Below are 22,554 nucleotides of genomic sequence, written 5' to 3' on the forward strand. Positions count from 1 at the left end.
CATCCGGCGACTGTGAACAGGACGGTGACGAGCGTGCCGGCAACGCCGGCTGACAATCCCCGTGGCATGGCGCCTTAGACGTGTTCGGGGCCTGTCTGGTTCCGTCCCGTTGCGGATTTCCTGTCGGGTTCAGCTCGTGGAGGGTCCGACGCCGGGGGACTCCACCAGCCGGGAGAGCACGATGGTGCTGCGGCTGGAGGTGACGAACGACTCGGCCCGCAGTCGTTCCAGCGCCTCTTCGAGGTGGGCGATGTCGGCGGCCCGCAGATGGACGAGCGCGTCGGCCTCGCCGGAGACCGTGTACGCCCCGACGACCTCGGGGTGACGGCGTACCGCCGCACCGAGTTGGGCCGGGGTGGTGCGACCGGCGCAGAACAGCTCGACGAACGCCTCGGTGGTCCACCCGACGGCGGCCGGGTCGACGATGGCGGTGAATCCGCGGATCACTCCGGCCGACCGCAGCCGGTCGACCCGTCGCTTGACCGCCGGAGCGGAGAGTGACACCCGGGTGCCGATGTCCGCGTACGACGCGCGGGCGTCCGCGACGAGCAGCGCAATGATTCGTTGGTCGACGGCGTCGATCTGCAATGTTCTGCTCCTGAGAAGCAATGTTTGCGGCTGTTACTAAAGTGGCAGCCTACCTACCCTTGGTCACCGTGAACCAGCAGCGAGTACCGCGAAAGCGGACATATCTCATGTGCTCGCCCGAGCATTTCGCGGTCGAGTACGCGATCAACCCGTGGATGGACGTGACCGCCTCGGTCGACCCGGAACTGGCGGTCAAGCAGTGGGACCGCCTGCGGGAGACCCTGGTGGGCCTCGGCCACGAGGTGCACCTGCTGGCTCCCGAGGCGGGCCTGCCCGACATGGTCTACGCCGCCAACGGCGCGTTCACGGTGGACGGCACGGCCTACGGGGCGCGGTTCAAGCACCCGCAGCGGACCGCCGAGGCCGCCGCGCACCGGGCGTTCTACGAGTCGCAGGGCTGGCGGTTCATCGCGCCGAACGAGACCAACGAGGGCGAGGGTGACTTCGCGTACCTGCCGGAGGCGCACGGCGGGTTGGTCCTGGCCGGGTACGGCTTCCGCACCGAACTGCCCGCGCACGCCGAGGCACAGGAGGCGCTCGGCCGTCCGGTGGTGTCGTTGCACCTGGTCGACCCGCGCTTCTATCACCTGGACGTGGCGCTCGCCTCGATCGACGACGGCAACATCGTCTACTACCCGGGTGCCTTCTCCGCCGCCAGCCAGCGGGTGCTCGCCCAACTCTTCCCCGACGCGGTGGTGGCGGACGACGACGATGCGCTGTCCTTCGGGCTGAACCTGGTCAGTGACGGCGCCAACGTGGTGCTCAACAGCGAGGCGACCCGGCTCACCGGCCGGCTCAAGGCGGCGGGCTACACGCCGGTGCCAGTGGAACTGGCCGAACTCAAGAAGGGCGGTGGCAGCGTGAAGTGCTGCGTCGCCGAGCTGCGGCCCTGATCCGACGCTCCAGGGCCGGCCATCGCACCGGTCCGGCCCTGGGCATTGTGTCGAGACTCAGCCGAGCGTGGCCAGCTCGTTGACCAGCACGTTGGACAGCAGTTGGCCGTCGCGCTGCACCTCGCGCAGGTACCACTTCTGCTGCGGGGTACGCGGCTGGTTGAACTGCCACGCGCCGCGCGGGCTGTCGATCTGCCCGATCCGGCCGAGCGCCAGGTTCACCTCCTGCGCCGTCGGCGACTCACCGGCGAGGCGGATCGCCTGGTCGAGTACCTTGGCCGCGTCGTAGGAGGCCATCGCGTACGTGGTGGGCGAGGCGTTGTGCTTCTTGCGGTACGCCGACGCGAAGCGGCGGTTCGCCGCGTTGTTCAGGTCGGCGGAGTAGTTCAGGGCGGTCCGGATGCCGAGCGCGTCGTTGGCCGGCCGGATGCTCTCCAGCACCGTGCCCTCGGTGAGGAACCCGGGCGCGTAGATCCGGCCCCGGAACCCGGCGTCGCGCAACTGCATGACGAACTCCACGGCCGCCGCGCCGGAGTAGAAGCAGAAGACCGTCGACGGGCTGCGGTTCAACGCCTGGCTGATGTCGTTGACGTAGGCCGTCTTGCCGGGGTTCGGGTTGCCGGTGGTCCAGATCACCGGGTCGGAGATCCTCGGGTCGGACTCGCCGAACTCCTGGCGGAAGCCGCGCAGCACGTCCTCGCCACCGCCACCGCCCTCGGGCAGGATGATGGCCACCCGGTCGGCCGTACCCAGCTCGTCCTTGAGGTAGCGGCCGAGCGCCCGGCCCGCCTCGTCCAGCACGTACGACGTACGCCAGATGTAGACGACGCTCTGCAGGCTCGGTGGCGAGGCGTTGGAGCCGATCAGCGGTACCCGGGCCTGCTCGACCGCGTCCCGGATGCCGAACATGACGGCGGAGCTGGCGACGCCCGTCATCGCGAGCACGTTCTGTTCGAGCAGGCTGCTCACGGCGGCCTGGCCGGACTTCACGGTGTCTCCCTCGTCGGCCGAGACCAGGTTGACGGGGTGACCGCCGAGACTCCGGTCGTTCAGGTCGAGGTAGAGCTGGAAGCCGTTGGTGAGTTCGTCGCCGATGGCCTTGTTCGGGCCGGCCTGCGGCGCGATCAGACCGATTTTGATCGGACTGCCGCCGGTGGCGGTGGTGGTCCCCTCGTCGCCGTCCGTGCCACACGCGGCGACGAGGCTCCCTGTTCCGAGCGCGGCCAGCAACTGTAGTGCTCGCCTGCGGTTCATCTGCGACACCGGGTTCCCTTCAACACGCGTTGCCTAGGCGGGTGCGCCCCATCGGCGTTCTACCTGCTTCGCGACGCTGCGTCAATGATTAATGATCTTCGCCAAGAGACCGCAACGCGCTGGTTACTTTGGGCCAGACCGCCGCCTCGGGGTCGATGAGCCCGAAATGCTCACATCCCGAAAGCTCTACAAGGCGCATATCGGCCCCTGCTGCCTGGTTTGCGGCCACGTAAGCCCTGCTCATGGCGACCGGAACCTGTTCGTCGAGAGTGCCGTGCATCACTACGGTGCGTGTCGGGAGCGGTACCACAGATCGTGGGTCGGCAGCCCCGTAACGGTCGGGTACGTCCCCCGGACCACCGCCGAGCAGCGCCACCACCGCACCCCCGTCCAGGTCGAGCCGGTACGCCTCGGCGAGGTCGGCGACCGGCGCGAGAGCGAGCACCCCGGCCACCGCCTCCGGCACGTGTCGCGCCGCGTGCAGGGCGAGGTGGCCACCGGCGGAATGACCGACCAGGACCGCTGGCGTCGGCGTCACCAGACCGGGCAGCGCCTCGGTCGCCAGCCGGGGCAGCGTGGTCACCGCGGCCAGCACGTCCTCCGGCGTACCGGGCCAGCCGCCACCGGGTTGCCCGGTCCGCCGGTACTCCACCTGCGCCACCGGGTGACCGAGCGCGGCAAGCGCGGCGGCCATCGAGTCGGTGTGCCGCCGGTCGTACTCGTGGCGCCAGAAGCCCCCGTGCACCACGACCACCAGCCGTCGGGGCGGCCCGGTGCCCGCCGGTCGACGCAGGTCGGCGACCTGGTCGGGGTGCTCGCCGTAGGCGACGGTGACGTCCGGGGCGGGAGCGGGCCGGGTCAGCACGGCTCGCGGGTCGGAGGTCATCGGCCGACCGTAGCGCGGAACGCGCCGCATCCGGCGTCGGCTGCGACGCACGGTGACCAGGTCGGCGGACACCCGGAACATACGGTGACCGGTGCACCGGGCCGACGGGCGGGGACGGCGGCCACTGAGTAAAGATGGGTGCCATGACCGAAGCACACTCAGCTGGACAGAACGACGAGCCTGGCCTGGACGGTGCCGGGCACTCCGGCACGGTGGTGGTGGTCGGGCCGGACGGCCGGCCGGTCGGCACCGTGCAGACCGACGACGGTCCCGGCGAGGACCCGGCGCGCCTGGTCGAGCAGCCGGCCAAGGTGATGCGGATCGGCAGCATGATCAAGCAGCTCCTGGAGGAGGTCAAGGCCGCTCCGCTCGACGACGCCAGCCGGCATCGGATGCGCGAGATCCACGAGCGCTCGATCGTCGAGCTCAAGGAGGGGCTGGCCCCCGAGCTGCGCGAGGAACTCGAACGGCTCTCGCTGCCGTTCGCCGAGGACCAGGCGCCCAGCGAGGGCGAGTTGCGGATCGCCCACGCCCAGCTCGTCGGCTGGCTGGAAGGGCTGTTCCACGGCATCCAGGCCGCCCTGGTGGCCCAGCAGATGGCCGCCCGGGTGCAGCTCGAACAGATGCGTTCCGGCCGGCAGGCGCTGCCCAGCGGTCCCGGCGGCGGGGCCGTGCTGCCCGGGATGCCGGGCATGGGTCAGCCGGGCGGTGGCGAAGGACACAGCACCGGTCAGTACCTCTGACCACCGCACGCGGCGTGCGATCCCGCCGGGTCGCACGCCGCGTCGCGCTCAGTCGGCCCCGAAGACCTTCTCGAGGTACGCGGCCACGCCGTCGGTGGAGTTCGTCGAGGTGACGTCGTCGGCGATCGCCAGCACGGTGGGGTGCGCGTTGGCCACCGCCACCGCCCGCCCGGCCCAGGTCAGCATCGGTACGTCGTTCGGCATGTCGCCGAAGGCCAGCACGTCGGCCGGGTCGACGCCGATCCGGTGGCAGTACCAGGCCAGCCCGGCCGCCTTCGTCACACCGGCCGCCGAGACCTCCACCAGCCCGGAGTTCGACGAGTGGGTGGCCTCCGCCAGCCCCGCCAACGCGGCCGAGATCAACTCGGTGAACCGGTCCGGGTCCTGGTCGCCGGCCCGGACCAGCAGCTTCACCGCCGGCATCGACAGCAACTCCTCCGGCTTGTCCACGACCCGGATCGCTGCGTCACCGGCCTCCCAGCGCACCGGATAGTGCGCCTCGTGCCGCATCTCCCGGCTGTCCACGATCTCCACCGCGAGGCTCACGCCCGGCACCTCCGCCCGCAGCCGCTGGGCCACCTCGGCGAGCAGCTCGGGAGCCAGCGGATCGGCGCGTAGCACCTGGTCGTCGACCGGGTCGTAGACCACCGCGCCGTTGGCGCAGACCGCCGGCAGAGGTTCGGCGAGCTGGTCGTACACGAGCTGGAGCCAGCGGATCGGACGGCCGGTGACCAGCACGACCGGCGTGCCCTGGGCGGAGATCCGCGCCAACACCGCGGCGGTGTGCGCACTGAGCGTGCGGTCGTCGCGGAGCAGCGTGCCGTCGATGTCGGTGGCGATCAGGCCGGGTGTCGCGTCCATCACCTGGACAGTAGCCGGTCGAGGTAGACCGCCACCCCGTCGTCGTCGTTACGCAGAGTGATGTCATCGGCGGCGGCCCGCACGCTCGGGTGCGCGTTGGCGACGGCGACCCGGGCCCACCCGGCCCACTCGAACATCGGCAGGTCGTTCGGCATGTCGCCGAAGACCAGCACCTCGGCCGGGTCCACGCCGAGGGACTGCGCGACCACGGTGAGGCCGGAGGCCTTGTCCACCCCGGGCGGGCAGATCTCGATGAAGCCGAGCCCCGCCTGGGTGAGCGTGGCCAGATGCGGCGGCACGATCTCCTGGGCGACCGCCAACAGCTCGTCGACGTGGTGGTCGGCGGTACGCGCGAACGCCTTGATCACGTCACCGGCGAGGCACTCGTCCCGAGTACGGACCTCGAACCGGTCCTGGTAGGGCCAGGCCGGGTGGTAGTCGCCCCAGAGCGGGGCGTCGTGCTCGTCGGAGGCCTCGACCATCACCGTCAGGGGGCCGACCGCGACCTCCAGATCGGCCAGCAGGCCGGCCAGCACCCCGCTCGCGAGGCGCTCGTCGCGCAGCACCACCGGCCCGGCCGGGTCGCTCTGGTCCACCACCCGGCCGCCACCGGCCAGCACCAGGAAGTCCGCGGCCCGGATGTCGTTGCGGGTCAGCTCGGTCAGCCGGGGGCCGCGACCGGTGGCGCCGACCACCGGGATGCCGGCGGCCCGCACCCGGTCGAGAACCTCGTGGGTGTACGCCGAGACGGTGTCGTCGCTGCGGACGAGCGTCCCGTCCAGGTCGGTGGCGATCAGCTTGGGCAGGCCCGGGCGGGTCATGGTTCCTCCTTCGCCCGCCGCCGTCGCGGCCAGCCGTACTGGTCGCCGGTAGGCGACCCGGCGTGACGGCGGGCAGCAACCGTACCTCGGGAAACCGGTCGCAACCATGGCTTCCCGGCGAATCGGATACCAACGGACGGCGCACCGAAGGTGACGTTCGGCCAGGATCCCCGCCGCACCGTCGACGCTCGGCTCGGCGCTCGGCTCGGCGCTCATCCGGCGCGCGGTCGGCGCACGGCGCGCGGTCGGCGCACGGCGCGCGGGCGGCGCACGGCGCGCGGGCGGCGCACGGCGCGCGGGCGGCGCACGGCGCGCGGGCGGCGCACGGCGCGCGGCACGGCGCTGAGATGTTAGGAAGGGACCCTTCCTATACACCAGGCGTTAGTAGGGGACCCTTCCTTACACCTCAGTCGGGCGGGGCCTCACGGGCGAAGGGCACCGTCGGGCTGACGGTGATGTCGGCCGGCGGACGTCCCTCGTCCGGATCCACCTGCTCGGACCGTCGCCGGGAACGCCGGGACGTGGACTCCGGGGAAGCGTCGTCGGGGCCGACCGACTCACCGCTCGGCGGCACCTCGGCCCCGGAGGGGGCGGTCCGGACGAGCGCGGCGGCGAACAGCAGCACGGCCGCGAAGGCCATGAACAGGCCACGCCCGTGCTCGATGCGGAGGCTCTCCTCGCCGGAGTAGTACATCAGGCTCCGACGGGTCGCGTCGCCGAGCGACGACGTGGTGGCGGCGAGCAGCGCGATCATGCCGGCCGCGAGGGCCAGGCCGGCGATCCGGGCGTTGACCTGCGCCGCCCTGGTGCCGCGTAGCGCGAGCGCCACCGCGCAACCGAGCACCAGGAGACCGACCAGGTAGCCGGTGCCCATGCCGCCGATCTCGGCGACCCCGTTGGTCACCTCCAGCGGACTGGCGGGGTCCGGACCGGTGGGGATGGTCATGGTCACCCACTCGCCGAGCAGCGAGGCGACGGCGGCGGCCGCACCCAGTCCGGCCAGCAGCATCGGTACTCGGTGGTCCTGGCCGAGGCCGGCGACGGCCCGCCGGAGGCGGCTTCCGCCCTCCGACTCGTCCGCCGCACCCCATTCGAGGACGCTGGCACCGTCGGCGCGTTCGTCCTGACGAGGGATGGGGAGGTCGTTGGTCATCGTTCGCCCTCTCCTCGGAGCCTGGACGCCACGGAAGGCGCTGACCAGGTCGGCGGGTCCGCGTGAATCATTCCACAGCCGGCCGGTGAGGTCGGGTTCCCGGCGGCGAGCCTCGCTGGTCGGTCGCCTGTCGGCGTCGGGTGGACTAGCGTCAGGTACATGCCTATCCGTACCGCTTCCGCACGCTGGCAGGGCAACCTTCCCGAGGGCTCCGGCACGATCCGCACCGGCAAGGGCGGGTTGCAGGGGAACTACTCCTTCAAGTCCCGTTTCGAGGAGGGAGAGGGCACCAACCCCGAGGAGTTGATCGGCGCCGCGCACGCCGGCTGCTTCTCGATGGCCTTCTCCAAGGCGCTCGCCGACGCCGGGACCACCGCCACGTCGGTGGAGACCACCGCCACGGTGCACCTGGACAAGACCGACGCCGGAATGACGGTGACCCGCATCGAGCTGGACACCGTCGGTGACGTCCCCGGCATCGACGAGGCACAGTTCGCCAAGCTGGCCGAGACCGCGAAGCAGAACTGCCCGATCTCGCGCCTGCTGTCGCCCGGCGCGGAGATCACCCTCACCGCCCGCCTCACCTCCTGACCACCCCGCGCTGATCTCGCGCCTCCGGCACTCCGCACACCGTCCGGGGGCCTCGGAGGCGCGAGATCGCGCGTCGGGTGAGGAACAATGAGGGCGTGGCGGTCGAGATGGAGCGCGAGCGGTTCGAGGAGTTGGTGGGGGAAGCGCTGGACGAGGTTCCGGAGGAACTGCTGGCGCTGATGAGCAACGTGGTGATCCTGGTCGAGGACGACCCGCCCCCCGGCGAGGACCTGCTCGGCCTCTACGAGGGACACGCGTTGACCGACCGGGGCTGGGACTACGCCGGAGTCCTGCCGGACCGCATCCTGATCTACCGCAACCCGATCCTGCGGATCTGTGACACCGATGACGACGTCATCGACGAGGTGGCGGTGACCGTGGTGCACGAGATCGCCCACCACTTCGGCATCGACGACGACCGCCTGCACGATCTCGGCTGGGGCTGACCCGCCGGCCTTCTTGCGGTGCTGCCCTACCGTCTCGGCCAGACACGGCGAGTACGGGAGGGTCCCATGCGTAGCGAGCTGTTCTCAGCGGCGAACCTGGAGAAGGAGTCCGCGCAGCCCGGTATGCGGCTGCAGAACGCCAAGATGTTGAAGATCGAGCTGAACGGCGAGGCGATGGCCCGCGTCGGCTCGATGGTCGCGTACCAGGGTCAGGTGCAGTTCCAGGCGCTCGGCTCCGGTGGTATCGGCAACTTCCTCAAGCAGAAGCTCACCGGCGAGGGTGTGCCGCTGATGAAGCTGACCGGTCACGGCGACGTCTTCCTCGCCGACTTCGCCAAGGACGTGCACGTCATCGACCTGGAGCCGGGCGATGCCCTGTCCATCAACGGGTCCAGCGTGCTGGCCTTCGACTCGACGCTGAGCTACGACATCAAGATGGTCGGCGGCGCGGGCATGGCCTCGACCGGCCTGTTCAACTGCGTCTTCTCCGGTCAGGGCCGGATCGCGGTCACCACCCGGGGCACCCCGGTCGTGCTCAGCGTCGACGCACCCACCTACGTGGACCCGCAGGCCGCCGTCTGTTGGTCGGCGGGATTGCAGACCGGCTACCACCGGGCCGACCAGCTCGGGCTCGGCACGCTGCTGGGGCGGACCACCGGTGAGGCGTACACGATGAGTTTCGCCGGGCGCGGCTTCGTCGTCGTCCAGCCGTCCGAGGAGCCGCCGGTCATGGGCAGCGGTCAGCAGGAGCAGGGCGGGGTGCTCGGCGGCCTGTTCCGCTGAGCCCGGCCGGTCAGCCCAGCTCGCCCGCACGGAGCCGGGCGAGCCAGGCTGCGGCGTCGGTGTAGTCGGCGTCGGAGAGTCCCGCCGGGGCCGGCACCGGCCGTTCGCCGGCCGTGCCGTCCCACCGGTGTCGGGGGTACGAACCGAGGAAGCGGACGTCGGCGCAGACCCGCCGCAGCCCCTGGAGGGTCTCGCCGAGCCGGTTGTCGGCAACGTGGCCGGTGCAGTCGAGGAAGAAGACGTACCGGCCCAGCGCCTCACCGGTCGGTCGGGACTCGATCCGGGTCAGGTTCACCCCGCGTACGGCCAACTCCATCAGCACGGACAGCAGCGCGCCCACCCGGTCGTGGGCGATGTAGACCGCCAGCGAGGTCACGTCGTCGCCGGTGGGCGGCGGAGGCGGGCCGGGGCGGGAGAGCAGCGCGAACCGGGTGACCGCATCCGGATGGTCGGCGATCTTGTCGGCCAGCACGGCGAGCCGGTGCCGGGCCGCGCCGATGGGTGCGCAGATCGCCGCGTCGTACTCACCGGTGGCGGCGCCGGCCGCCGCCGCCCCGTTGGAGAGCACGTCGACCACGACCGCGTCGGGCAGGTGTGCCCGTAGCCACCCCCGGCACTGGGTGGACGCCTGCGGGTGGGCGGCGACGCTGCGGATGGTCGGCAGCAGGGTGCCCGTGCGCGCGCCGAGCACGAACTGCACCGGCAGGATCACCTCGCGGGTGATCACCAGAGGTTCGCCCTCGGCCAGTTCGTCCAACGTGACCCCGACCGCGCCGCCGATCGAGTTCTCCAGCGGTACCAGCGCGGCGTCGGCCTCTCCGGTGCGGACCGCCTCCAGGGCCTCGCCGACGCTGCGGGCCGGTGTACGGCTACCCCGCTCCGCGGCGGGCACGGTACGCAACGCCTGCTCGGCGAAGGTGCCCTCGGGCCCGAGGTAGACGAAACGGGTCGGCGGCGTTCCCGGCATGGCGAACAGCCTACGCACTCGCCGAGGGTGTGGACGCCGATGGCGTCGGTGACTGCCCGGACGGCGTCGGCGTGGGCACCGGTGGCGGAGAGGGCACGGGCGCCACCGGTACCGGCACCGACCCCTCGTCGCCGCAGGCCAGCGTCCTGATCCCGACCGGCGCGGCCACGCGTACCTCGACCGAGCAGACGTCGGTGCCGGCGGTGACCAGCCGCAGGGCGCCGGCCTGGTCCCGGGTGACCACCTGGAGCGGCTCGTACCCGGTGACGTCGATGCCGGTGAAGTGCCAGCCGGCGGCGCAGAGCGGTCCCCTGGTGACCTGCACCCGCGCGTTGCGGGGGAGCAGCCCGTCGCGGCCCCGGACCAGGTCGACGATCCGTTGCCGGGACGGTTGGCCGGGGCAGGCGACCGCGACCAGGCCGGCGTCGGTCGGCGCGACGGTCGGTGCGGCGCTGGGCGGTTCGCCGAAGGGCGGTGGTGTCGGGGTGGCCGACCCGGTCGCGGCCGTGGTGCGCGGCGGCGTCGGCAGGGTTGACCCGTCGCGCGGGTCCGGCGGTTCACCACAGCCGGCCAGCAGGAGTACGGCCAGCCCGGCCACTGCGGGCAGCCGGGTACGGCTCCGGCGGGCGCCCGGTCGGGCGGGCCGGCGGCCGGGGGCGGCACGACGGATCGGGGTGGGCGACACGGGGATGATCCTCGATGAGGGGTGAGCGTCGGGGGCGGCCGGAGCCGAGCCCATGGTAGGAGGATCCGCCGCCGACGTGAAGGTCCGCCGGGTACGCGGTGCCCGGGTCAGAGCTCGGAGAAGAAGGTGAGCGAGCCGGCGACGGCCCCGTCGGCGAGCACCGGCGTGGAGATGGCGTCGACGGTCGCGTCGGAGACACCCTCGGTGGTTGCCATGATCCGTAACAGGCCACGGGCCATCCGGCCGGAGGCGAGCGCCAGCAGCGGCGGGATCTTGTCGATGTCCGGCTCGGCCAACTCGCCCCGGTACGCGGTGAAGTCGAGCAACCGCAGGCCGCCGTCGAGCAGCGGCAGCCCGATGACGTCCTCGGGGGTGCCGAGGCCGAGCAGATCACAACCGGCGGCGGAGACGGCCACCACGCGGCTCTCGGCGTCGATCAGCAGGCAGGGCTCGTCGGCACTGGACACAGTGGCCGCCCACCGGCCGATGTTGTCGTACCCCAGCTCTGTCGGTGTTCCCGGGTCGGGCACGAACACTTCCGAGAGCGAGAGTTCGACGTGGGCCACCGCGCCTCCTATGCACACCGACGGAACGTCCACGCTAGCCGGTCGTCTCGGCCACCGCTGACCGCGCTGGTATCCACGCCATCGGTGCTGATCGCTGCCGGTCTGCGACGGCGCGGCCGGCCGGTGCGGAGTGCAGGGGCCCGGCCGCGTGGCGTCGCCGCAGACGTTACCGCCGGGTGGCCGGCTTGTCAGCGGCCATTCGGCCGTCCTCGTACCACCGGTAGTCGGCTGCTGGCGGATAGCCGCCGCTCATCCACGTCCCGGGGTGCTGCGCCACCCGGGAGAGCTTCTCGGCGGTGGCCGGGCTGATCCGGTTGCCACCGGCGACGAGCATCCGGTCGAGCTCCCGGTGGGTGGCCATCAGACAGTCCTTGGGCAGGCCGTAGACGCTGATGACGCCGGAGCCCACGAAGGTGAGCACCGGCGTCACCGGGATCGGATGGCCGACCGCGCTGGTCAGTGCCTTGCTGGCGCGCCGGGCGTCGCGGCGGGCCTCGGCCACGTACGGCGGGCGCTTGCCGTTGATCTGCACCACGTCACCGGCGACCAGGACGCGGGCCCGGCCGTGGTCGGCGATGGTGACGGCGAAGAGTCCGCTCGGGCCGATGGCGAGGAACCCGGCCCGGTTGTCGTCGCTCTCGTCGAGCAGGGCGTCCGCGGCGTCCGTGCGCGGCCAGTCGATCACGTGCCACGCGGGCCCGAGATGGTCGAGTTGACCGAGCGCGCGGGCACCGGCCGCCTCCAGCCGACGAGCGCCCCGCTCGGCGCGACGTCGGCGGGCCCACTCCAAGGGCGACGGACGCGGGGCCGCGACCACCCCCGGCGCCTCGACCCGAGGGTGTGGCACCGCCGCTTGCGGCAGCGCCCGGGCGGACGGTACGGCTCGACGAGCGGGGAAGACAGTCATCGCGACCTCCGGCAAAAGGTCCCTCGAAGTTACGTTCTCACTACCCTACGTTGCGGGTCCCGGTAGTCGGCAAGCCGGAACGCCGGAATGACTGTGGATGAATGCCATATTCACCCACAGCTGTTTTATCGGATGCCGCCAAACCCTGCCCTAGGCTTCGGGTGTGACCCACTACGTGGACAGTGAGGTCGGTCGGCTCGGCACCGTGCTGCTGCACCGGCCGGGGCCGGAACTCGCCCGCCTGACCCCGCGCAACAACGACTCCCTGCTGTTCGACGCCATCCCCTGGGTGGGTCGCGCGCAGGAGGAGCACGACGCCTTCGCCGCCGCGCTGCGCGAGCGCGATGTCGAGGTGCTCTATCTCACCGATCTGCTCACCGAGACCCTGGCCGTGGCGGAGGCCCGCGCCGAACTGACCGAACAGGTCCTCGCCTCGCCCCGGCTCGGCGACACCCTGCGCGCCCGGGTCGCCGCACACCTGACCTACCTCGACCCGGCCGCGCTCGCCGGTGTCCTCGTCGCCGGCCTCGCCCACGAGGAGCTACGGCTCGGCGGTGACCGGCGCGGGGGCCTGGTCTGGACGCTGATGGACCGGCACGACTTCGTCATCGCGCCCCTGCCGAACCTGTTGTTCACCCGCGACTCGTCACTGTGGATCGGCGGGCGGGTCGGCGTGACCAGCCTGGCGATGCCGGCCCGGCGGCGGGAGACCACGCTGACCGACGCGATCTACCGGCACCATCCGCGCTTCGCCGGCACCGAGTACGTCTACCGGCCCGACCTGGAGCACCTCGAAGGCGGCGACGTGCTGCTGCTCGCCCCCGGGGTGCTCGCCGTCGGGGTGGGCGAGCGGACCACCCCGGCCGGTGCCGAGCGGCTGGCCCGGCAGGTCTTCGCGGCCGGGCTGGCGCACACCATCCTGGTCGTGCCGATCGCCCAGGAACGGGCCACCATGCACCTGGACACGGTCTGCACCATGGTCGACGTCGACACGGTGCTGATGTACCCCAACGTCGCGCACTCGCTGTCGGCGTACACGGTGATCGCCGGGGCGGACGGCGACGACCCCCGGGTGGACGGCCCGGCGCCGTTCCTGCGGGCCGCCGCCGACGCGATGGACCTCGACCAGCTCCGGGTGATCGACACCGGGCTCGACCCGGTGACCGCCGAGCGGGAGCAGTGGGACGACGGCAACAACACGCTGGCGCTCGCGCCCCGGCTCTGCGTCGGCTACGAACGCAACGTGGAGACCAATGCCCAGCTCGAACGGGCCGGGATCGAACTCATCCCGATCGCCGGCTCCGAGCTGGGGTCGGGTCGGGGCGGCCCGCGCTGCATGTCGTGCCCGCTGCTGCGCGAGTAAGGAGGGGTCCCCTTCTCACGTCTCCGGTAGAGTAGGGGTCCCTTCCTAACACCAGAAGCGCACGCTCAGCGCAGCGTGAGCTGGCGACCCAGCAGGCCCTGACGGGACCGGCGGGCGGCGGCGTCGAGCGGTTCGGTCTCCGTCAACGCCTCGGCGTACCGCTTGGCGAAGTCGGCGACCGGTGCCTCCCACTCGGCGGCCGGGGTCTCCTCGGGCAGATCCCAGACCGGCACCAGCCGGCCGTGGGCGCGGAACATGCCGGCGAACTTGGTCCCCTCGCCGAGAGTCAGCGAGCCGGCCGCACCCAGCCGGGCCAACGCGTCCAGCGCGGCATCCTCGGCCTCGGGCAGGACCCAGCGCACGTGCGCCTTCTCCGGCACCTGGCACCAGTACGCCGACCGGGCCGCCGCCAGGCGTACGGTCGGGTAGATCGCCGCGTTGGCACGCTCCAGGGACGCCTGCACGGTCGGGTCGTCGACGGCCTCGGGGACCAACCAGAACTCGAAGCCCTCGTGCAGGGTGACCGTCAACGGACCGTCGACCAGGATGTCCTGTAGCCGTGGACCTGGGCCGGGCAGCGGCGGCACCTGGACCGGGGCGCCCGGCTCGGTACGCAGCGCGCAGAGCAGCGACTCGGCCAGGTCCCGGGACACGTCACCGGACTGCTGGTGCCGCTGGAGCCCGACGAACACCTGCCCGTCGGCGCGGCTCATCGCGGGGGCGGCCATCGGCAGCACGGTGGCCAGCGTCACCGGCCGGTCGCCGTACTCCTCGACCAGCTCGGGGGTGAGCCGCAGCGGTGCGGAGGCGGCGGGCACCAGTTCCCGCAGCGCGATCCACTCCGGCTCGTCGGTCAGCCCTTCGAAGGGCCGGGGGACGAAGACGTCCCGCACCTTCTCCCGCTTCGGGGTCGTCGGCGCGGCGGCCCGCTGGTTCTTTCGACGCTTGCTCACGGCGACACAGCCTAGAGGCCCGGGCGCGATGCCGGGGGCCGGACCCGCCCTGCACGGGCTCAGCCGGCGACGACAAGGTCCGGTCGCTCGGGGACCGGGTCGAACTCGGCCCAGACGCTCTGCCCCAGACCGTCCCGTTCGACCCCCCAGCGGCTCGCCAGGCCGGAGACGATGTGTAGGCCCCGGCCGTCGGCCGCGTCGATGTCCGCCGGACGGATCCGGGGCGTGCCGGTAGCGCCGCCGTCGGTGACCCGCAGCCGGACGTGCGCCCCGTCGTCGGTCGTCATCAACCGCCAGGCCACCCGGACCACTCCGCCCGGCAGCGGGTCCGCGTGCCGGACGGCGTTGCCGACCAGCTCGGCCAGGACCGCGACGAGATCCGCGAGCACCACCGGGGACACGACCTCGGCCAGCTCGGCGGCGAGGCGGTGCCGGGCGGCGCGCGCACCGCTGGCGTGGTGCGGTACGACCACACACCACGCTCGTTCGACCGCTCCCGTCGACACGTCCCGCCCCTCTTCCGCCCCGGTGACCCCCACGATCACCTACGGGGCAGCCGCACCTCTGCGACCGTACCTCCACCGGTTCTCGGTCGGAGGAATACCCATCCATTCTGCTGTTCAACGATCCGGCGGACGAGATAGAGGCCGAGTCCGGTGCCGGGATAGCGACGATTGTCACCCGAGTCGCCCTGCCAGAACCGGTCGAAGGCCCGTTCGACGTGCTCAGGGCGTACGCCGATGCCCCGGTCGCTGACCCGGACGCAGACGGTCGGCCCGTCCGAGGCCGCGCTCACCTCGATCGGCGAGCCGGGTGGGGAGTACTTGCCGGCGTTGGTGACCAGCTCGGTCAGCACGGTGACCAGGCTCTGCCGGCGCCCGATCGCCCGGGGCAGGTCGGCCGGGAACTGGAGGGTGGCCCGACGACGCAGCTCACCGGGCAGGTTGGCGACCGCCCCGCGCAGCGTCTCGCCGAGGTCGAACGGCACCGCCGGCCCGTCGTCCGGCCAGGCCTCGGCGGCGGAGGAGAGCAGCCGGTCGAGCAGCCGGGCCAGCTCGTTGGCGCGCTGGCCGATGACCTGCGCGGCCTGGCGCCGGTCGGCGTCGCTCAGCGAATCCCAGTGGTTGTTGAGCGTGTCGGCGTACCCCTTGATGACGGTCACCGGCGTGCGCAGCTCGTGACTGGTCACCGCGACGAAGAGGTCCCGCTCGTGGTCGTGCCGTTGCTGGTCGGTGATGTCCCGGAAGGTGACCACCCGCAGCGCGCCCGGACCGGGCAGCTCACCCGAGGTGACCCGCAGCCAGCGTCCGTCCGGCAGGCGGTGGTCGAGGACCTGCCCGGACGGGGGCACCGGGAAGGGCAGCGGCTTGTTGATCGCCTCGGCTGCGGACCGGCCGGTGACGTCGGCGGCGGCCGGGTTCCAGAGGCGTACGTGGGCGTCCCGGTCGACGACCGCCAGCCCGTCGGCGAGCGCCGCCACCACCGGGCCGTCGCCGTGTACCGGCAGGCCGCTCTGGTCGCCGTACATGTGCGCGATGCAGGCGCCCAGGAATCCGACCACGCCCCGCTGCTCCGGGCCGGGCTCGTCGTCCCCGGCCCGGTACAGGGCTTGGAGGCTGCCGACGGCGTGCCCGCCGATCTCCGCCCGGGAGGCGACCATCCGGCGCAGGCCGCGATCGGTCAGCTCGTCGGCGAGCTGACTGCCGAGCCGGTCGGTCCGTACGCACTGCACCCGGGGGCCGGCGAGCAGGCAGGCGGTGATCGGGTCGCTGGGTGGCAGGGGACGCCCGATGGTCCACTCGGCGGCACCGGTGGCGGCGATCACCCGACCGCCGCTGGGAGCGAACTCGACGAAGGCCATGCCGGCGGCACCGAGTGCCGGTTGCGCCACCCGCAGTAGCTGGGTCAGTACCGGAAGGCCCGCGTCCCCCGAGTTGATCATCTCGATGACGACGGTGTGCCCGGCGATGAGAGCCGAGTAATCGGTACGGTCCGTCATGTCCCCGAGTGTGCACCTCCGTTCACCTTCTTCGGCACCCCCGACGGTCGGTTATCCCCTCATCCGGGCCAGCGTCTGCGCCGGGCGGTCGGTGATCACGCCGTCCACCTCGGCGGCCAGCACGAGATCCAGGTCCGCCGGCTCGTTCACGGTCCAGACGTAGACCTGGTTGCCGGCGGCCCGCAGCGACGGCACCAGCGCCGGGCGGGCCCGGACCAGGCCGATCCCGGGACCGGCGATGCCGACACCGAACGGCAGCCGGCCCAGGCGCAGCCAGCGGGGCAGCACCTCCAGCAGCAGCACGGTCGGCAGCCCCGGGGCCAACGCCCGCATCCGGCGTACGGCCAGCGGGGAGAAGGACATCACCGTCACGCGTACCTGGTCGTCGGGGCGCGGTTCGGTCAGGCCGTACCGGCGCAGCAGGGCGACCAGCCGGCGCTCCACGTCGCCGCCGTAGCGGGACGGGTGCTTGGTCTCCACCAGCAGCCGCACCGGCCGCCCGGCGGCGAGGACCGCCTCCAGCAGCCGTTCGAGGGTCAGCAGCCGGGTCCGCGAGTCGTCGAGCACCTCGTCCCCGTCGGCCGGTACGCAGCCCGGGTGCCAGGAGCCGAAGTCCAGTTCCTCCAGCTCGGCGAGGGTACGGGCGCTGACCAGGCCGCGACCGTTGCTGGTGCGGTTCAGTCGGCGGTCGTGCACGCAGACGAGGTGGCCGTCGCGGGTCAGCCGGACGTCGCACTCCAGCCCGTCGGCGCCCTCGTCGAGCGCGCGCAGGTAGGCGGCGAGGGTGTGCTCCGGCAGGTCGTACGACGCGCCACGGTGCGCGAAGACGAGCGGGGTGTGCACGGCCGTTAGAGGACCCGGCCCGGTTGGCCGTTCGAGTCGACCACCGGTCGTCCGGCCGCCTCCCAGTCGCCCATCCCGCCCTCCACGTTGCGCACCTGGTCCCAGCCGTTGTGCATGAGGTAGGCGACCACCTGGGCGGACCGTCCGCCGGAGCGGCAGATGACCGCGACGTCCCGGTCGTCGGGCACCTCGGCGATGCGCGCCGGCAGTTCCATCATCGGCAGGTGGTGGGCGGTGGGTGCGTGACCTGCCTCCCACTCGTCGTCCTCCCGGACGTCGAGCAGGTAGGTCTCGTCGTTGATCTCGGGCACCGTCATGGTGGGTACGTGGGATCCGAACACGGCTACCAAGCCTAGAGGGCCGTCGGGGCGATCGCCCAGACCGGCGGGTCAGAGCCGGGTGACCCAGTGCGGATGGGCACCTGCCCACTGCGGCATCCGGGTGCCCCGGACCGCCTCGAACAGTCCCTCCCCGCCGTTGTCGAGCACGACGTAGGAGACCTGGTCGATGGTCTGCGGGTAGGACGGCACCTGGACGCCGCGCAGCGCGTCGGTGGAGAGGCCGCGCAGCGCCAGCAACAGGTCCTCCACGGGTACGCCGTTGGTGTCCACGGTCAGCGAGCCGCCGACGGCCTCGATGAGCCGGTGCAACTGGACCGGGTTCTCCCGGAGCCGGGTCTCCCCCGCCTGTTGCAACATCGCCCCCAGCAGTTGCTGCTGGTGGGTCTGCCGGTCGTAGTCGCCGCCGGGCAGGTCGTAGCGCTGGCGTACGTAGTCCAGCGCCTGGGCGCCGTCCATCCGCTGGCAGCCGGGCGAGAAGACCCGGTCGGTGTGGATCGAGCGCACCTCGGTGCGTACGCACATGTTCACCCCGCCGAGCAGGTCGATGACGCTGCGCAGACCGGCGAAGTCGACCAGGGCGGCGCCGTCGAAGCGGATGCCGGTGAGCCGGGACAGGGTGGCCGAGAGCAGCCGGGCGCCGGCCTCACCGCCGCCGCCGTACTCGTAGGCGGCGTTGACCTTGTCCTCCCCGCCCGGGTAGCCGGACCCGGGCGGGATGTCGACCAGCAGGTCACGCGGTACGGAGACCAGGTAGCCCTCGCGCAGCCCGGCCGGTACGTGCACCATCAGGATGGTGTCGGTGCGCTGTTCCGGGCCGGTGTCGTCGGGGCGGCGGTCCGAGCCGACGAGCAGGTAGTTGAGCGGGCCGTCCCGGTCGGTGCGGTCGGCGCGGGCGCTCGGGTCGAGCAGTTCGGCCCGGGTCATGGTGCGCTCGTACCGGTCGGCGAGCACCCGGAGGCCGACCACGGCGACCGTGGCCAGCAGCACCACCGCCAGCCCGATCCCCAGCAGTACGCGTGGCCAACGCGGGTGCCCGGAGCCTCCGCCCGTTGCCCGTCGTCCGCCGTCGCGTGCCCTCCTGGCCGTGACGTCCTCCCCGTCCGTCTGACATGAATCTTCTTCATGTCAGACTACGGACGGTGATGGCGGCGTGACGGCGGTTTCCGGGTCCTCCCGCCGGTCACTTCCGGCTGGAGATCACCTCGGGGTTGTAGAACACGAACTCGGCCAGCTTGTCCTGCTTGACCGCGTGGAACATGTCCAGGGTCTGCTCGCTGAGCGCTTCCCGGCCGCTGTCCGTGCCGTTGAACGTGCCGCCGTTGGTCTTCAGCATGATCAGCTCGTTGCCGGTGACCCCGCGCATGGTGAAGACGAAGTCCTCCACCGAGACGCCGCCGGTGTCCAGGATGAACGCCTTACCGGCCGCCTCGATCAGCTCCTTGAGCTTGAGCGGGTTGGTCAGCGTGCCGCTCTGGCTGGCCTTCTTCGCCATCGCCTTGATCAGTTGCTGCTGGTTCTGCTGGCGGTCGTAGTCGCTGTTGGCCAGGCCGTAGCGCTGCCGGGAGAAGTCCAGCGCGGCCCAGCCCTCCATCTCCTGGCAGCCCTTCTTGTGCACCACCGGGGTCCGCTGCTTGCCGGTCTTCTTGGCGTCCGCGTTCCACATCACCTTGCCGTCCACGTACGACATGTGGGCCGACTTGACCTCCTGCTTCGGGCAGATGCGCACCGAGCCGAGGGCGTCGATGACGTTCTTGAAGCCACCGAAGTTGATGATCGCCGCGCCGTCGAAGCCGACGCCGGTCATGCCCTTGATGGTCTGGGCCATCAACTGGGCGCCGCCCTCCCAGCCGCCGCCGTTACGGGCGCCGGCCTGGAACGCCGCGTTGATCTTGTCGGTGCCGCCCGGGAAGTCGGTCTTGGGGAAGGCCGGGATGCGGGCCTCGGTGTCCCGGGGGATCGAGATCAGGTACGCCTGGTCGTGGGTGGCCGGGATGTGCAGCACGATGATGCTGTCCGCGCGTACGTCGTCGGCGGCCCACCGCTCCCGGGCGTCCACGCCCAGCAGCAGCATGTCGATCGGGCCTTCCAGGTTGTTGCCGCCCTCGTCCACCGTCTTGCCCGCCTCGCCGAGCAGGTTGCGCTGCGAGATGTTGCCGGTGGCCTGGCCGATCACGGCCTTGCTGCCGACGATGGCGAGGCCGCTGGTCATCATCAGCACGGCACCGAAGACCAGGGTGATCCGGGCCCACAGAGGGTCCTTCCGCCGGGTGCGCCCCTTCTTGCCGCTCTTGCCGGATTTCTTGCCGGCTGAGGAGGGCGAAGGGTTCGATGCGCCAGGCGGATCGAGCAAGGAGGGGCTCTGAACCGGCATGCGTGCTCCAGCTCGTGAATGTGGGGGGCGGGAACACTTTACGGACGCAATCCCGCCGTGGCGAGTTCGTCTGACGCTCAGTTACCGTTCTCCGCCACGTCATCCTGGGGAAATGGACAAACGGGCAGAACAAAATGGACGATCGACTATTGGCTCCCAGGAACTTCACAGCGCAAATCGGGCTTCCCGGTCACGCGCGGTGAGCGAGAAGCCCGACTGTCGGCCGGTGGCGTGATCAGCCGTTACCGGCCCGCGACTCCTTGTTGGCCTTGACCCAGTCGGCCATCGTGTCGCCGGACATCGCGCGGTACATGGCCAGGGCGTTCTCCCGGTCGGAGACGACCACCGACTCGCCGTTGATGGTCTGGCTGCCCAGGTGCGGGCTGGTGACGAACGTCAGGTTCTCGCCCCGCAGGTTGCGGAACTGCACCGCCATGTCGGTCAGCGAGAAACCCTGGTCGACCGTGACCGCGTCGGTGACCGACCGGAGGAACGCGTTGAGCTTCTTCGGGTTGGTCAGCGTGCCGCTGCTCGCCGCCTTGTCCATCAGCGCCCGCAGGAACTCCTGCTGGTGACGCATCCGGGCGAAGTCGCCGTCCGGGAACTGCTTGCGCTGCCGGATCCAGTCCAGCGCCTCGGTGCCGTTCATCTGGTTGGTGCCCTTGGTGAACTTCCGGTACGGCTTGTGGATCGAGGTGATGGTCCGCTCGACCTCCAGCTCGACGCCGCCGAGCGCGTCGGTGACCTGCTTGAAGCCCCCGAAGTCGATCGCCATGACGTGGTCGATGTGCACGTCGGTGAAGCACTCGACGGTGCGTACCGCCAGCGGCAGGCCGCCGAACGCGAACGCCGCATTGATCTTGCGACGCTGGCCGGAGTCGCAGTCGGAGGCGGCGCTCTCCGGGATCGGCACGTACAGGTCGCGGGGGATGGAGACGAGGTACGCCTCCTGGTGGTCGGCGGGGATGTGCATGACGATGATCGTGTCGGCGCGCCACTCACCGGCCTGGTCCATCGGCGCGTCCGGATCCCGCGAGTCGGTGCCCACCATCAGGATGTTGAGCGCACCGTCCACCGCCTTCGCCGGCCGTCCGCCGGTGATCTCCGAGAACGGGTCGGTGCGGGCCAGGTTGTTGTCCAGGCTGCGGGCGTAGAACCAGGCGCCGACGCCGCCGAGCAGCGCCAGCACCAACACCACGACACCGGTCAGCAGGGCGATCCGGCCCCACCGCGGGCGGCGGCCACGAGGCGGCGGTGGACCGCCGGGCCCGCCCGGCCCCACCGGGCCACGCGGGCCGCCCGGCCCACCGGGTGCCTCGTCGTACGCCGGGAACCGGCTGGTCTCGTTCGCTCGGGCAGCGCGTCCGCCCCGGCCCGAGCCGGCCGGTACCGCCGCGCGCCCGGCGCTGCGGTGCAGGTGGAGGGCCGGCAGTGCGGCGGAGTTGGTGGCTGACATGTAACTCAGGGTACGCAGGCCCCGCCACTGTCGCCCGTCGTGAAACCCGGCCGGTGCCGGCCCCGGTGCTACCCGATCCGCTCGCGGAAGTAGTCGATCGTGCGTCGCAGGCCGACTTCGGGCGCGACGGAGGGCTCGTACCCGAGGACCTCGCGGGCGAGGGTCAGATCGGGACGGCGCATCTCCGGATCGTCGGCACTGCGCGTGACGTAGGTCACCTCGGACTTGCTCTCGCAGAGCGACACGATGGTCTCGGCCAGTTGCCGCATGCTCATCTCGTGCTCGGTGCCGCAGTTGACCGGCCCGCTCTCGGTCGAGTCGAGCAGCAGCAGGATGCCCCGGACGAGGTCCGCCACGTAGCAGATCGAGCGGGTCTGGTTGCCGGTGCCGTGCACGGTGATCGACTCACCGCGCAGCGCCTGGGAGATGAAGGTCGGGATGGCCCGCCCGTCGTCCGGCCGCATCCTCGGACCGTACGTGTTGAAGATCCGCACGATCGCGGTGTCCACGCCCCGACTGCGCCGGTACGCCATCGTCGCGGCCTCGGAGAAGCGCTTGGCCTCGTCGTACACGCTGCGGATGCCGATCGGGTTGACGTTGCCCCAGTACGTCTCCCGCTGCGGGTGCTCCTTCGGGTCGCCGTACGCCTCGGAGGTCGAGGCCAGCAGGAACCGGGCACCATCGGCGGCGGCGCGCTCCAGCAGGTGCAGAGTGGCGACCGAGCCCACCCGCAGGATCTCCACCGGCAGCTTCTCGAAGTCCGTCGGGCTCGCCGGGGACGCCATGTGCAGGATCGCGTCGAACCGCTCGGCCAGCGCGGGATGATCCGGCAGCCCGTCGGAGACGTCCGCCTCCACCAGAGTGAAGGACGGTTCGTCGAGCAGATGGGCGACGTTCTCCTTCGACCCGGTGACGAAGTTGTCCAGTGCGACCACCGTGCAACCGCGACCGATCAGGGAATCCACCAGGTGCGACGGGACGAAACCGGCACCGCCGGTGACCAGGATGCGGTGACCGGGACCAAAACGCTGCTCAACCTTCACGCCGACCAGAGTAAAGGAGGGGTCCCCTGCTAACGCCTCGC

24 protein-coding genes and 1 pseudogene are annotated in these 22,554 nt (G+C 71.5%); 6 read left to right on the forward strand and 19 right to left on the reverse strand.

From position 1 onward, the window contains the following. Positions 1 to 129 precede the first annotated feature (129 nt). Positions 130 to 588: an Lrp/AsnC family transcriptional regulator gene (locus ABT008_RS21675; RefSeq protein WP_350698030.1), complete on the reverse strand. Its 459-nt coding sequence runs from the start codon at positions 586 to 588 to the stop codon at positions 130 to 132. 59 nt (positions 589 to 647) lie between these two features. Between ABT008_RS21675 and ddaH the strand changes: the two genes are divergently transcribed. Then, positions 648 to 1,481: a dimethylargininase gene (gene ddaH / locus ABT008_RS21680; RefSeq protein ID WP_350698031.1), complete on the forward strand. Its 834-nt coding sequence runs from the start codon at positions 648 to 650 to the stop codon at positions 1,479 to 1,481. Positions 1,482 to 1,538: 57 nt separating this feature from the next. On the opposite strand, the gene ABT008_RS21685 is transcribed toward ddaH, so the two are convergent. Then, a complete protein-coding gene (locus ABT008_RS21685) occupies positions 1,539 to 2,744 on the reverse strand; it encodes an ABC transporter substrate-binding protein (protein ID WP_350698032.1) in 1,206 nt (401 codons plus the stop codon). A 79-nt stretch (positions 2,745 to 2,823) separates the two neighbouring features. Beyond that, positions 2,824 to 3,621, reverse strand: a complete 798-nt coding sequence (locus ABT008_RS21690) for an alpha/beta hydrolase family protein (RefSeq protein ID WP_350698033.1) — start codon at positions 3,619 to 3,621, stop codon at positions 2,824 to 2,826. 134 nt (positions 3,622 to 3,755) lie between these two features. Between ABT008_RS21690 and ABT008_RS21695 the strand changes: the two genes are divergently transcribed. Then, positions 3,756 to 4,364, forward strand: coding sequence for a bacterial proteasome activator family protein (locus ABT008_RS21695; protein WP_350698034.1), 609 nt, complete (start codon positions 3,756 to 3,758; stop codon positions 4,362 to 4,364). Between the two features lie 48 nt (positions 4,365 to 4,412). On the opposite strand, the gene ABT008_RS21700 is transcribed toward ABT008_RS21695, so the two are convergent. The 3 genes from ABT008_RS21700 to ABT008_RS21710 form a co-directional block, all read right to left on the reverse strand. After that, a complete protein-coding gene (locus ABT008_RS21700) occupies positions 4,413 to 5,225 on the reverse strand; it encodes an HAD family hydrolase (protein ID WP_350698035.1) in 813 nt (270 codons plus the stop codon). Continuing rightward, positions 5,225 to 6,046, reverse strand: coding sequence for an HAD family hydrolase (locus ABT008_RS21705; protein ID WP_350698036.1), 822 nt, complete (start codon positions 6,044 to 6,046; stop codon positions 5,225 to 5,227). The genes ABT008_RS21700 and ABT008_RS21705 overlap by 1 nt, the downstream gene beginning before the upstream one ends. 406 nt (positions 6,047 to 6,452) lie before the next feature. Next, on the reverse strand, positions 6,453 to 7,199 hold the full coding sequence (locus ABT008_RS21710; protein WP_350698037.1) for a hypothetical protein: 747 nt from the start codon (positions 7,197 to 7,199) through the stop codon (positions 6,453 to 6,455). 159 nt (positions 7,200 to 7,358) lie between these two features. Between ABT008_RS21710 and ABT008_RS21715 the strand changes: the two genes are divergently transcribed. The 3 genes from ABT008_RS21715 to ABT008_RS21725 all read left to right on the forward strand — a co-directional run bounded on the left by ABT008_RS21715 (position 7,359) and on the right by ABT008_RS21725 (position 9,019). After that, entirely contained in the window at positions 7,359 to 7,790 is a 432-nt protein-coding gene (locus ABT008_RS21715) for an OsmC family protein (RefSeq protein WP_350698038.1), read from the forward strand. Positions 7,791 to 7,897: 107 nt separating this feature from the next. Then, the gene (locus ABT008_RS21720) at positions 7,898 to 8,236 is read left to right on the forward strand and encodes a metallopeptidase family protein (protein ID WP_350698105.1); all 339 of its coding nucleotides are present in this window, start codon (positions 7,898 to 7,900) and stop codon (positions 8,234 to 8,236) included. Between the two features lie 66 nt (positions 8,237 to 8,302). Next, positions 8,303 to 9,019, forward strand: coding sequence for an AIM24 family protein (locus tag ABT008_RS21725; protein WP_350698039.1), 717 nt, complete (start codon positions 8,303 to 8,305; stop codon positions 9,017 to 9,019). 10 nt (positions 9,020 to 9,029) lie between these two features. On the opposite strand, the gene pheA is transcribed toward ABT008_RS21725, so the two are convergent. The 4 genes and pseudogenes from pheA to ABT008_RS21745 form a co-directional block, all read right to left on the reverse strand. After that, positions 9,030 to 9,986: a prephenate dehydratase gene (gene pheA / locus ABT008_RS21730; protein ID WP_350698106.1), complete on the reverse strand. Its 957-nt coding sequence runs from the start codon at positions 9,984 to 9,986 to the stop codon at positions 9,030 to 9,032. Positions 9,987 to 10,104: 118 nt separating this feature from the next. Beyond that, a pseudogene (locus ABT008_RS21735) lies at positions 10,105 to 10,725 on the reverse strand (hypothetical protein); the annotation flags it as partial. Positions 10,726 to 10,778: 53 nt separating this feature from the next. Further along, positions 10,779 to 11,237: a PAS domain-containing protein gene (locus ABT008_RS21740; protein WP_350698040.1), complete on the reverse strand. Its 459-nt coding sequence runs from the start codon at positions 11,235 to 11,237 to the stop codon at positions 10,779 to 10,781. A 166-nt stretch (positions 11,238 to 11,403) separates the two neighbouring features. After that, the gene (locus ABT008_RS21745; protein WP_350698041.1) at positions 11,404 to 12,144 is read right to left on the reverse strand and encodes a hypothetical protein; all 741 of its coding nucleotides are present in this window, start codon (positions 12,142 to 12,144) and stop codon (positions 11,404 to 11,406) included. A gap of 163 nt (positions 12,145 to 12,307) precedes the next feature. On the opposite strand from ABT008_RS21745, the gene ABT008_RS21750 reads away from it, so the two are divergent. After that, complete coding sequence (locus tag ABT008_RS21750) at positions 12,308 to 13,507, forward strand: arginine deiminase (protein WP_350698042.1); 1,200 nt, start codon at positions 12,308 to 12,310, stop codon at positions 13,505 to 13,507. A gap of 65 nt (positions 13,508 to 13,572) precedes the next feature. On the opposite strand, the gene ABT008_RS21755 is transcribed toward ABT008_RS21750, so the two are convergent. The 9 genes from ABT008_RS21755 to ABT008_RS21795 form a co-directional block, all read right to left on the reverse strand. Beyond that, a complete protein-coding gene (locus ABT008_RS21755) occupies positions 13,573 to 14,460 on the reverse strand; it encodes a DUF5926 family protein (protein WP_350698043.1) in 888 nt (295 codons plus the stop codon). A gap of 59 nt (positions 14,461 to 14,519) precedes the next feature. After that, a complete protein-coding gene (locus ABT008_RS21760) occupies positions 14,520 to 14,933 on the reverse strand; it encodes an ATP-binding protein (protein ID WP_502890479.1) in 414 nt (137 codons plus the stop codon). A 68-nt stretch (positions 14,934 to 15,001) separates the two neighbouring features. Continuing rightward, positions 15,002 to 16,459, reverse strand: coding sequence for a PAS domain-containing sensor histidine kinase (locus ABT008_RS21765; protein WP_350698045.1), 1,458 nt, complete (start codon positions 16,457 to 16,459; stop codon positions 15,002 to 15,004). A 51-nt stretch (positions 16,460 to 16,510) separates the two neighbouring features. Next, a complete protein-coding gene (locus ABT008_RS21770) occupies positions 16,511 to 17,302 on the reverse strand; it encodes a glycerophosphodiester phosphodiesterase (RefSeq protein WP_350698046.1) in 792 nt (263 codons plus the stop codon). Between the two features lie 5 nt (positions 17,303 to 17,307). Further along, positions 17,308 to 17,643, reverse strand: coding sequence for a rhodanese-like domain-containing protein (locus ABT008_RS21775; RefSeq protein ID WP_350698047.1), 336 nt, complete (start codon positions 17,641 to 17,643; stop codon positions 17,308 to 17,310). Between the two features lie 48 nt (positions 17,644 to 17,691). Continuing rightward, on the reverse strand, positions 17,692 to 18,633 hold the full coding sequence (locus ABT008_RS21780) for an LCP family protein (RefSeq protein WP_502890480.1): 942 nt from the start codon (positions 18,631 to 18,633) through the stop codon (positions 17,692 to 17,694). A gap of 190 nt (positions 18,634 to 18,823) precedes the next feature. Next, positions 18,824 to 20,014 carry an LCP family protein gene (locus ABT008_RS21785; RefSeq protein ID WP_350698048.1) on the reverse strand — a complete coding sequence of 397 codons (1,191 nt, stop codon included), beginning with the start codon at positions 20,012 to 20,014 and terminating at the stop codon, positions 18,824 to 18,826. 235 nt (positions 20,015 to 20,249) lie between these two features. Beyond that, a complete protein-coding gene (locus tag ABT008_RS21790; protein WP_350698049.1) occupies positions 20,250 to 21,470 on the reverse strand; it encodes an LCP family protein in 1,221 nt (406 codons plus the stop codon). A gap of 68 nt (positions 21,471 to 21,538) precedes the next feature. Continuing rightward, complete coding sequence (locus ABT008_RS21795) at positions 21,539 to 22,513, reverse strand: NAD-dependent epimerase/dehydratase family protein (RefSeq protein WP_350698050.1); 975 nt, start codon at positions 22,511 to 22,513, stop codon at positions 21,539 to 21,541. Between the last annotated feature and the right edge of the window lie 41 nt (positions 22,514 to 22,554).

The organism is Micromonospora sp. NPDC002389 (assembly GCF_040296095.1).
GTDB lineage: Bacteria > Actinomycetota > Actinomycetes > Mycobacteriales > Micromonosporaceae > Micromonospora.

What these genes read in the sequence shown, in the direction of transcription:
- ABT008_RS21715 (WP_350698038.1), top strand. Translation starts at nt 7,359, where the DNA reads ATGCCTATCCGTACCGCTTCCGCACGCTGGCAGGGCAACCTTCCCGAG.
- ABT008_RS21700 (WP_350698035.1), bottom strand. Translation starts at nt 5,225, where the DNA reads ATGGACGCGACACCCGGCCTGATCGCCACCGACATCGACGGCACGCTG.
- ABT008_RS21720 (WP_350698105.1), top strand. Translation starts at nt 7,898, where the DNA reads ATGGAGCGCGAGCGGTTCGAGGAGTTGGTGGGGGAAGCGCTGGACGAG.
- ABT008_RS21705 (WP_350698036.1), bottom strand. Translation starts at nt 6,046, where the DNA reads ATGACCCGCCCGGGCCTGCCCAAGCTGATCGCCACCGACCTGGACGGG.
- ABT008_RS21745 (WP_350698041.1), bottom strand. Translation starts at nt 12,144, where the DNA reads ATGACTGTCTTCCCCGCTCGTCGAGCCGTACCGTCCGCCCGGGCGCTG.
- ABT008_RS21695 (WP_350698034.1), top strand. Translation starts at nt 3,756, where the DNA reads ATGGGTGCCATGACCGAAGCACACTCAGCTGGACAGAACGACGAGCCT.
- ABT008_RS21725 (WP_350698039.1), top strand. Translation starts at nt 8,303, where the DNA reads ATGCGTAGCGAGCTGTTCTCAGCGGCGAACCTGGAGAAGGAGTCCGCG.
- ABT008_RS21765 (WP_350698045.1), bottom strand. Translation starts at nt 16,459, where the DNA reads ATGACGGACCGTACCGATTACTCGGCTCTCATCGCCGGGCACACCGTC.
- ABT008_RS21710 (WP_350698037.1), bottom strand. Translation starts at nt 7,199, where the DNA reads ATGACCAACGACCTCCCCATCCCTCGTCAGGACGAACGCGCCGACGGT.
- ABT008_RS21790 (WP_350698049.1), bottom strand. Translation starts at nt 21,470, where the DNA reads ATGTCAGCCACCAACTCCGCCGCACTGCCGGCCCTCCACCTGCACCGC.
- pheA (WP_350698106.1), bottom strand. Translation starts at nt 9,986, where the DNA reads ATGCCGGGAACGCCGCCGACCCGTTTCGTCTACCTCGGGCCCGAGGGC.
- ABT008_RS21785 (WP_350698048.1), bottom strand. Translation starts at nt 20,014, where the DNA reads ATGCCGGTTCAGAGCCCCTCCTTGCTCGATCCGCCTGGCGCATCGAAC.
- ABT008_RS21690 (WP_350698033.1), bottom strand. Translation starts at nt 3,621, where the DNA reads ATGACCTCCGACCCGCGAGCCGTGCTGACCCGGCCCGCTCCCGCCCCG.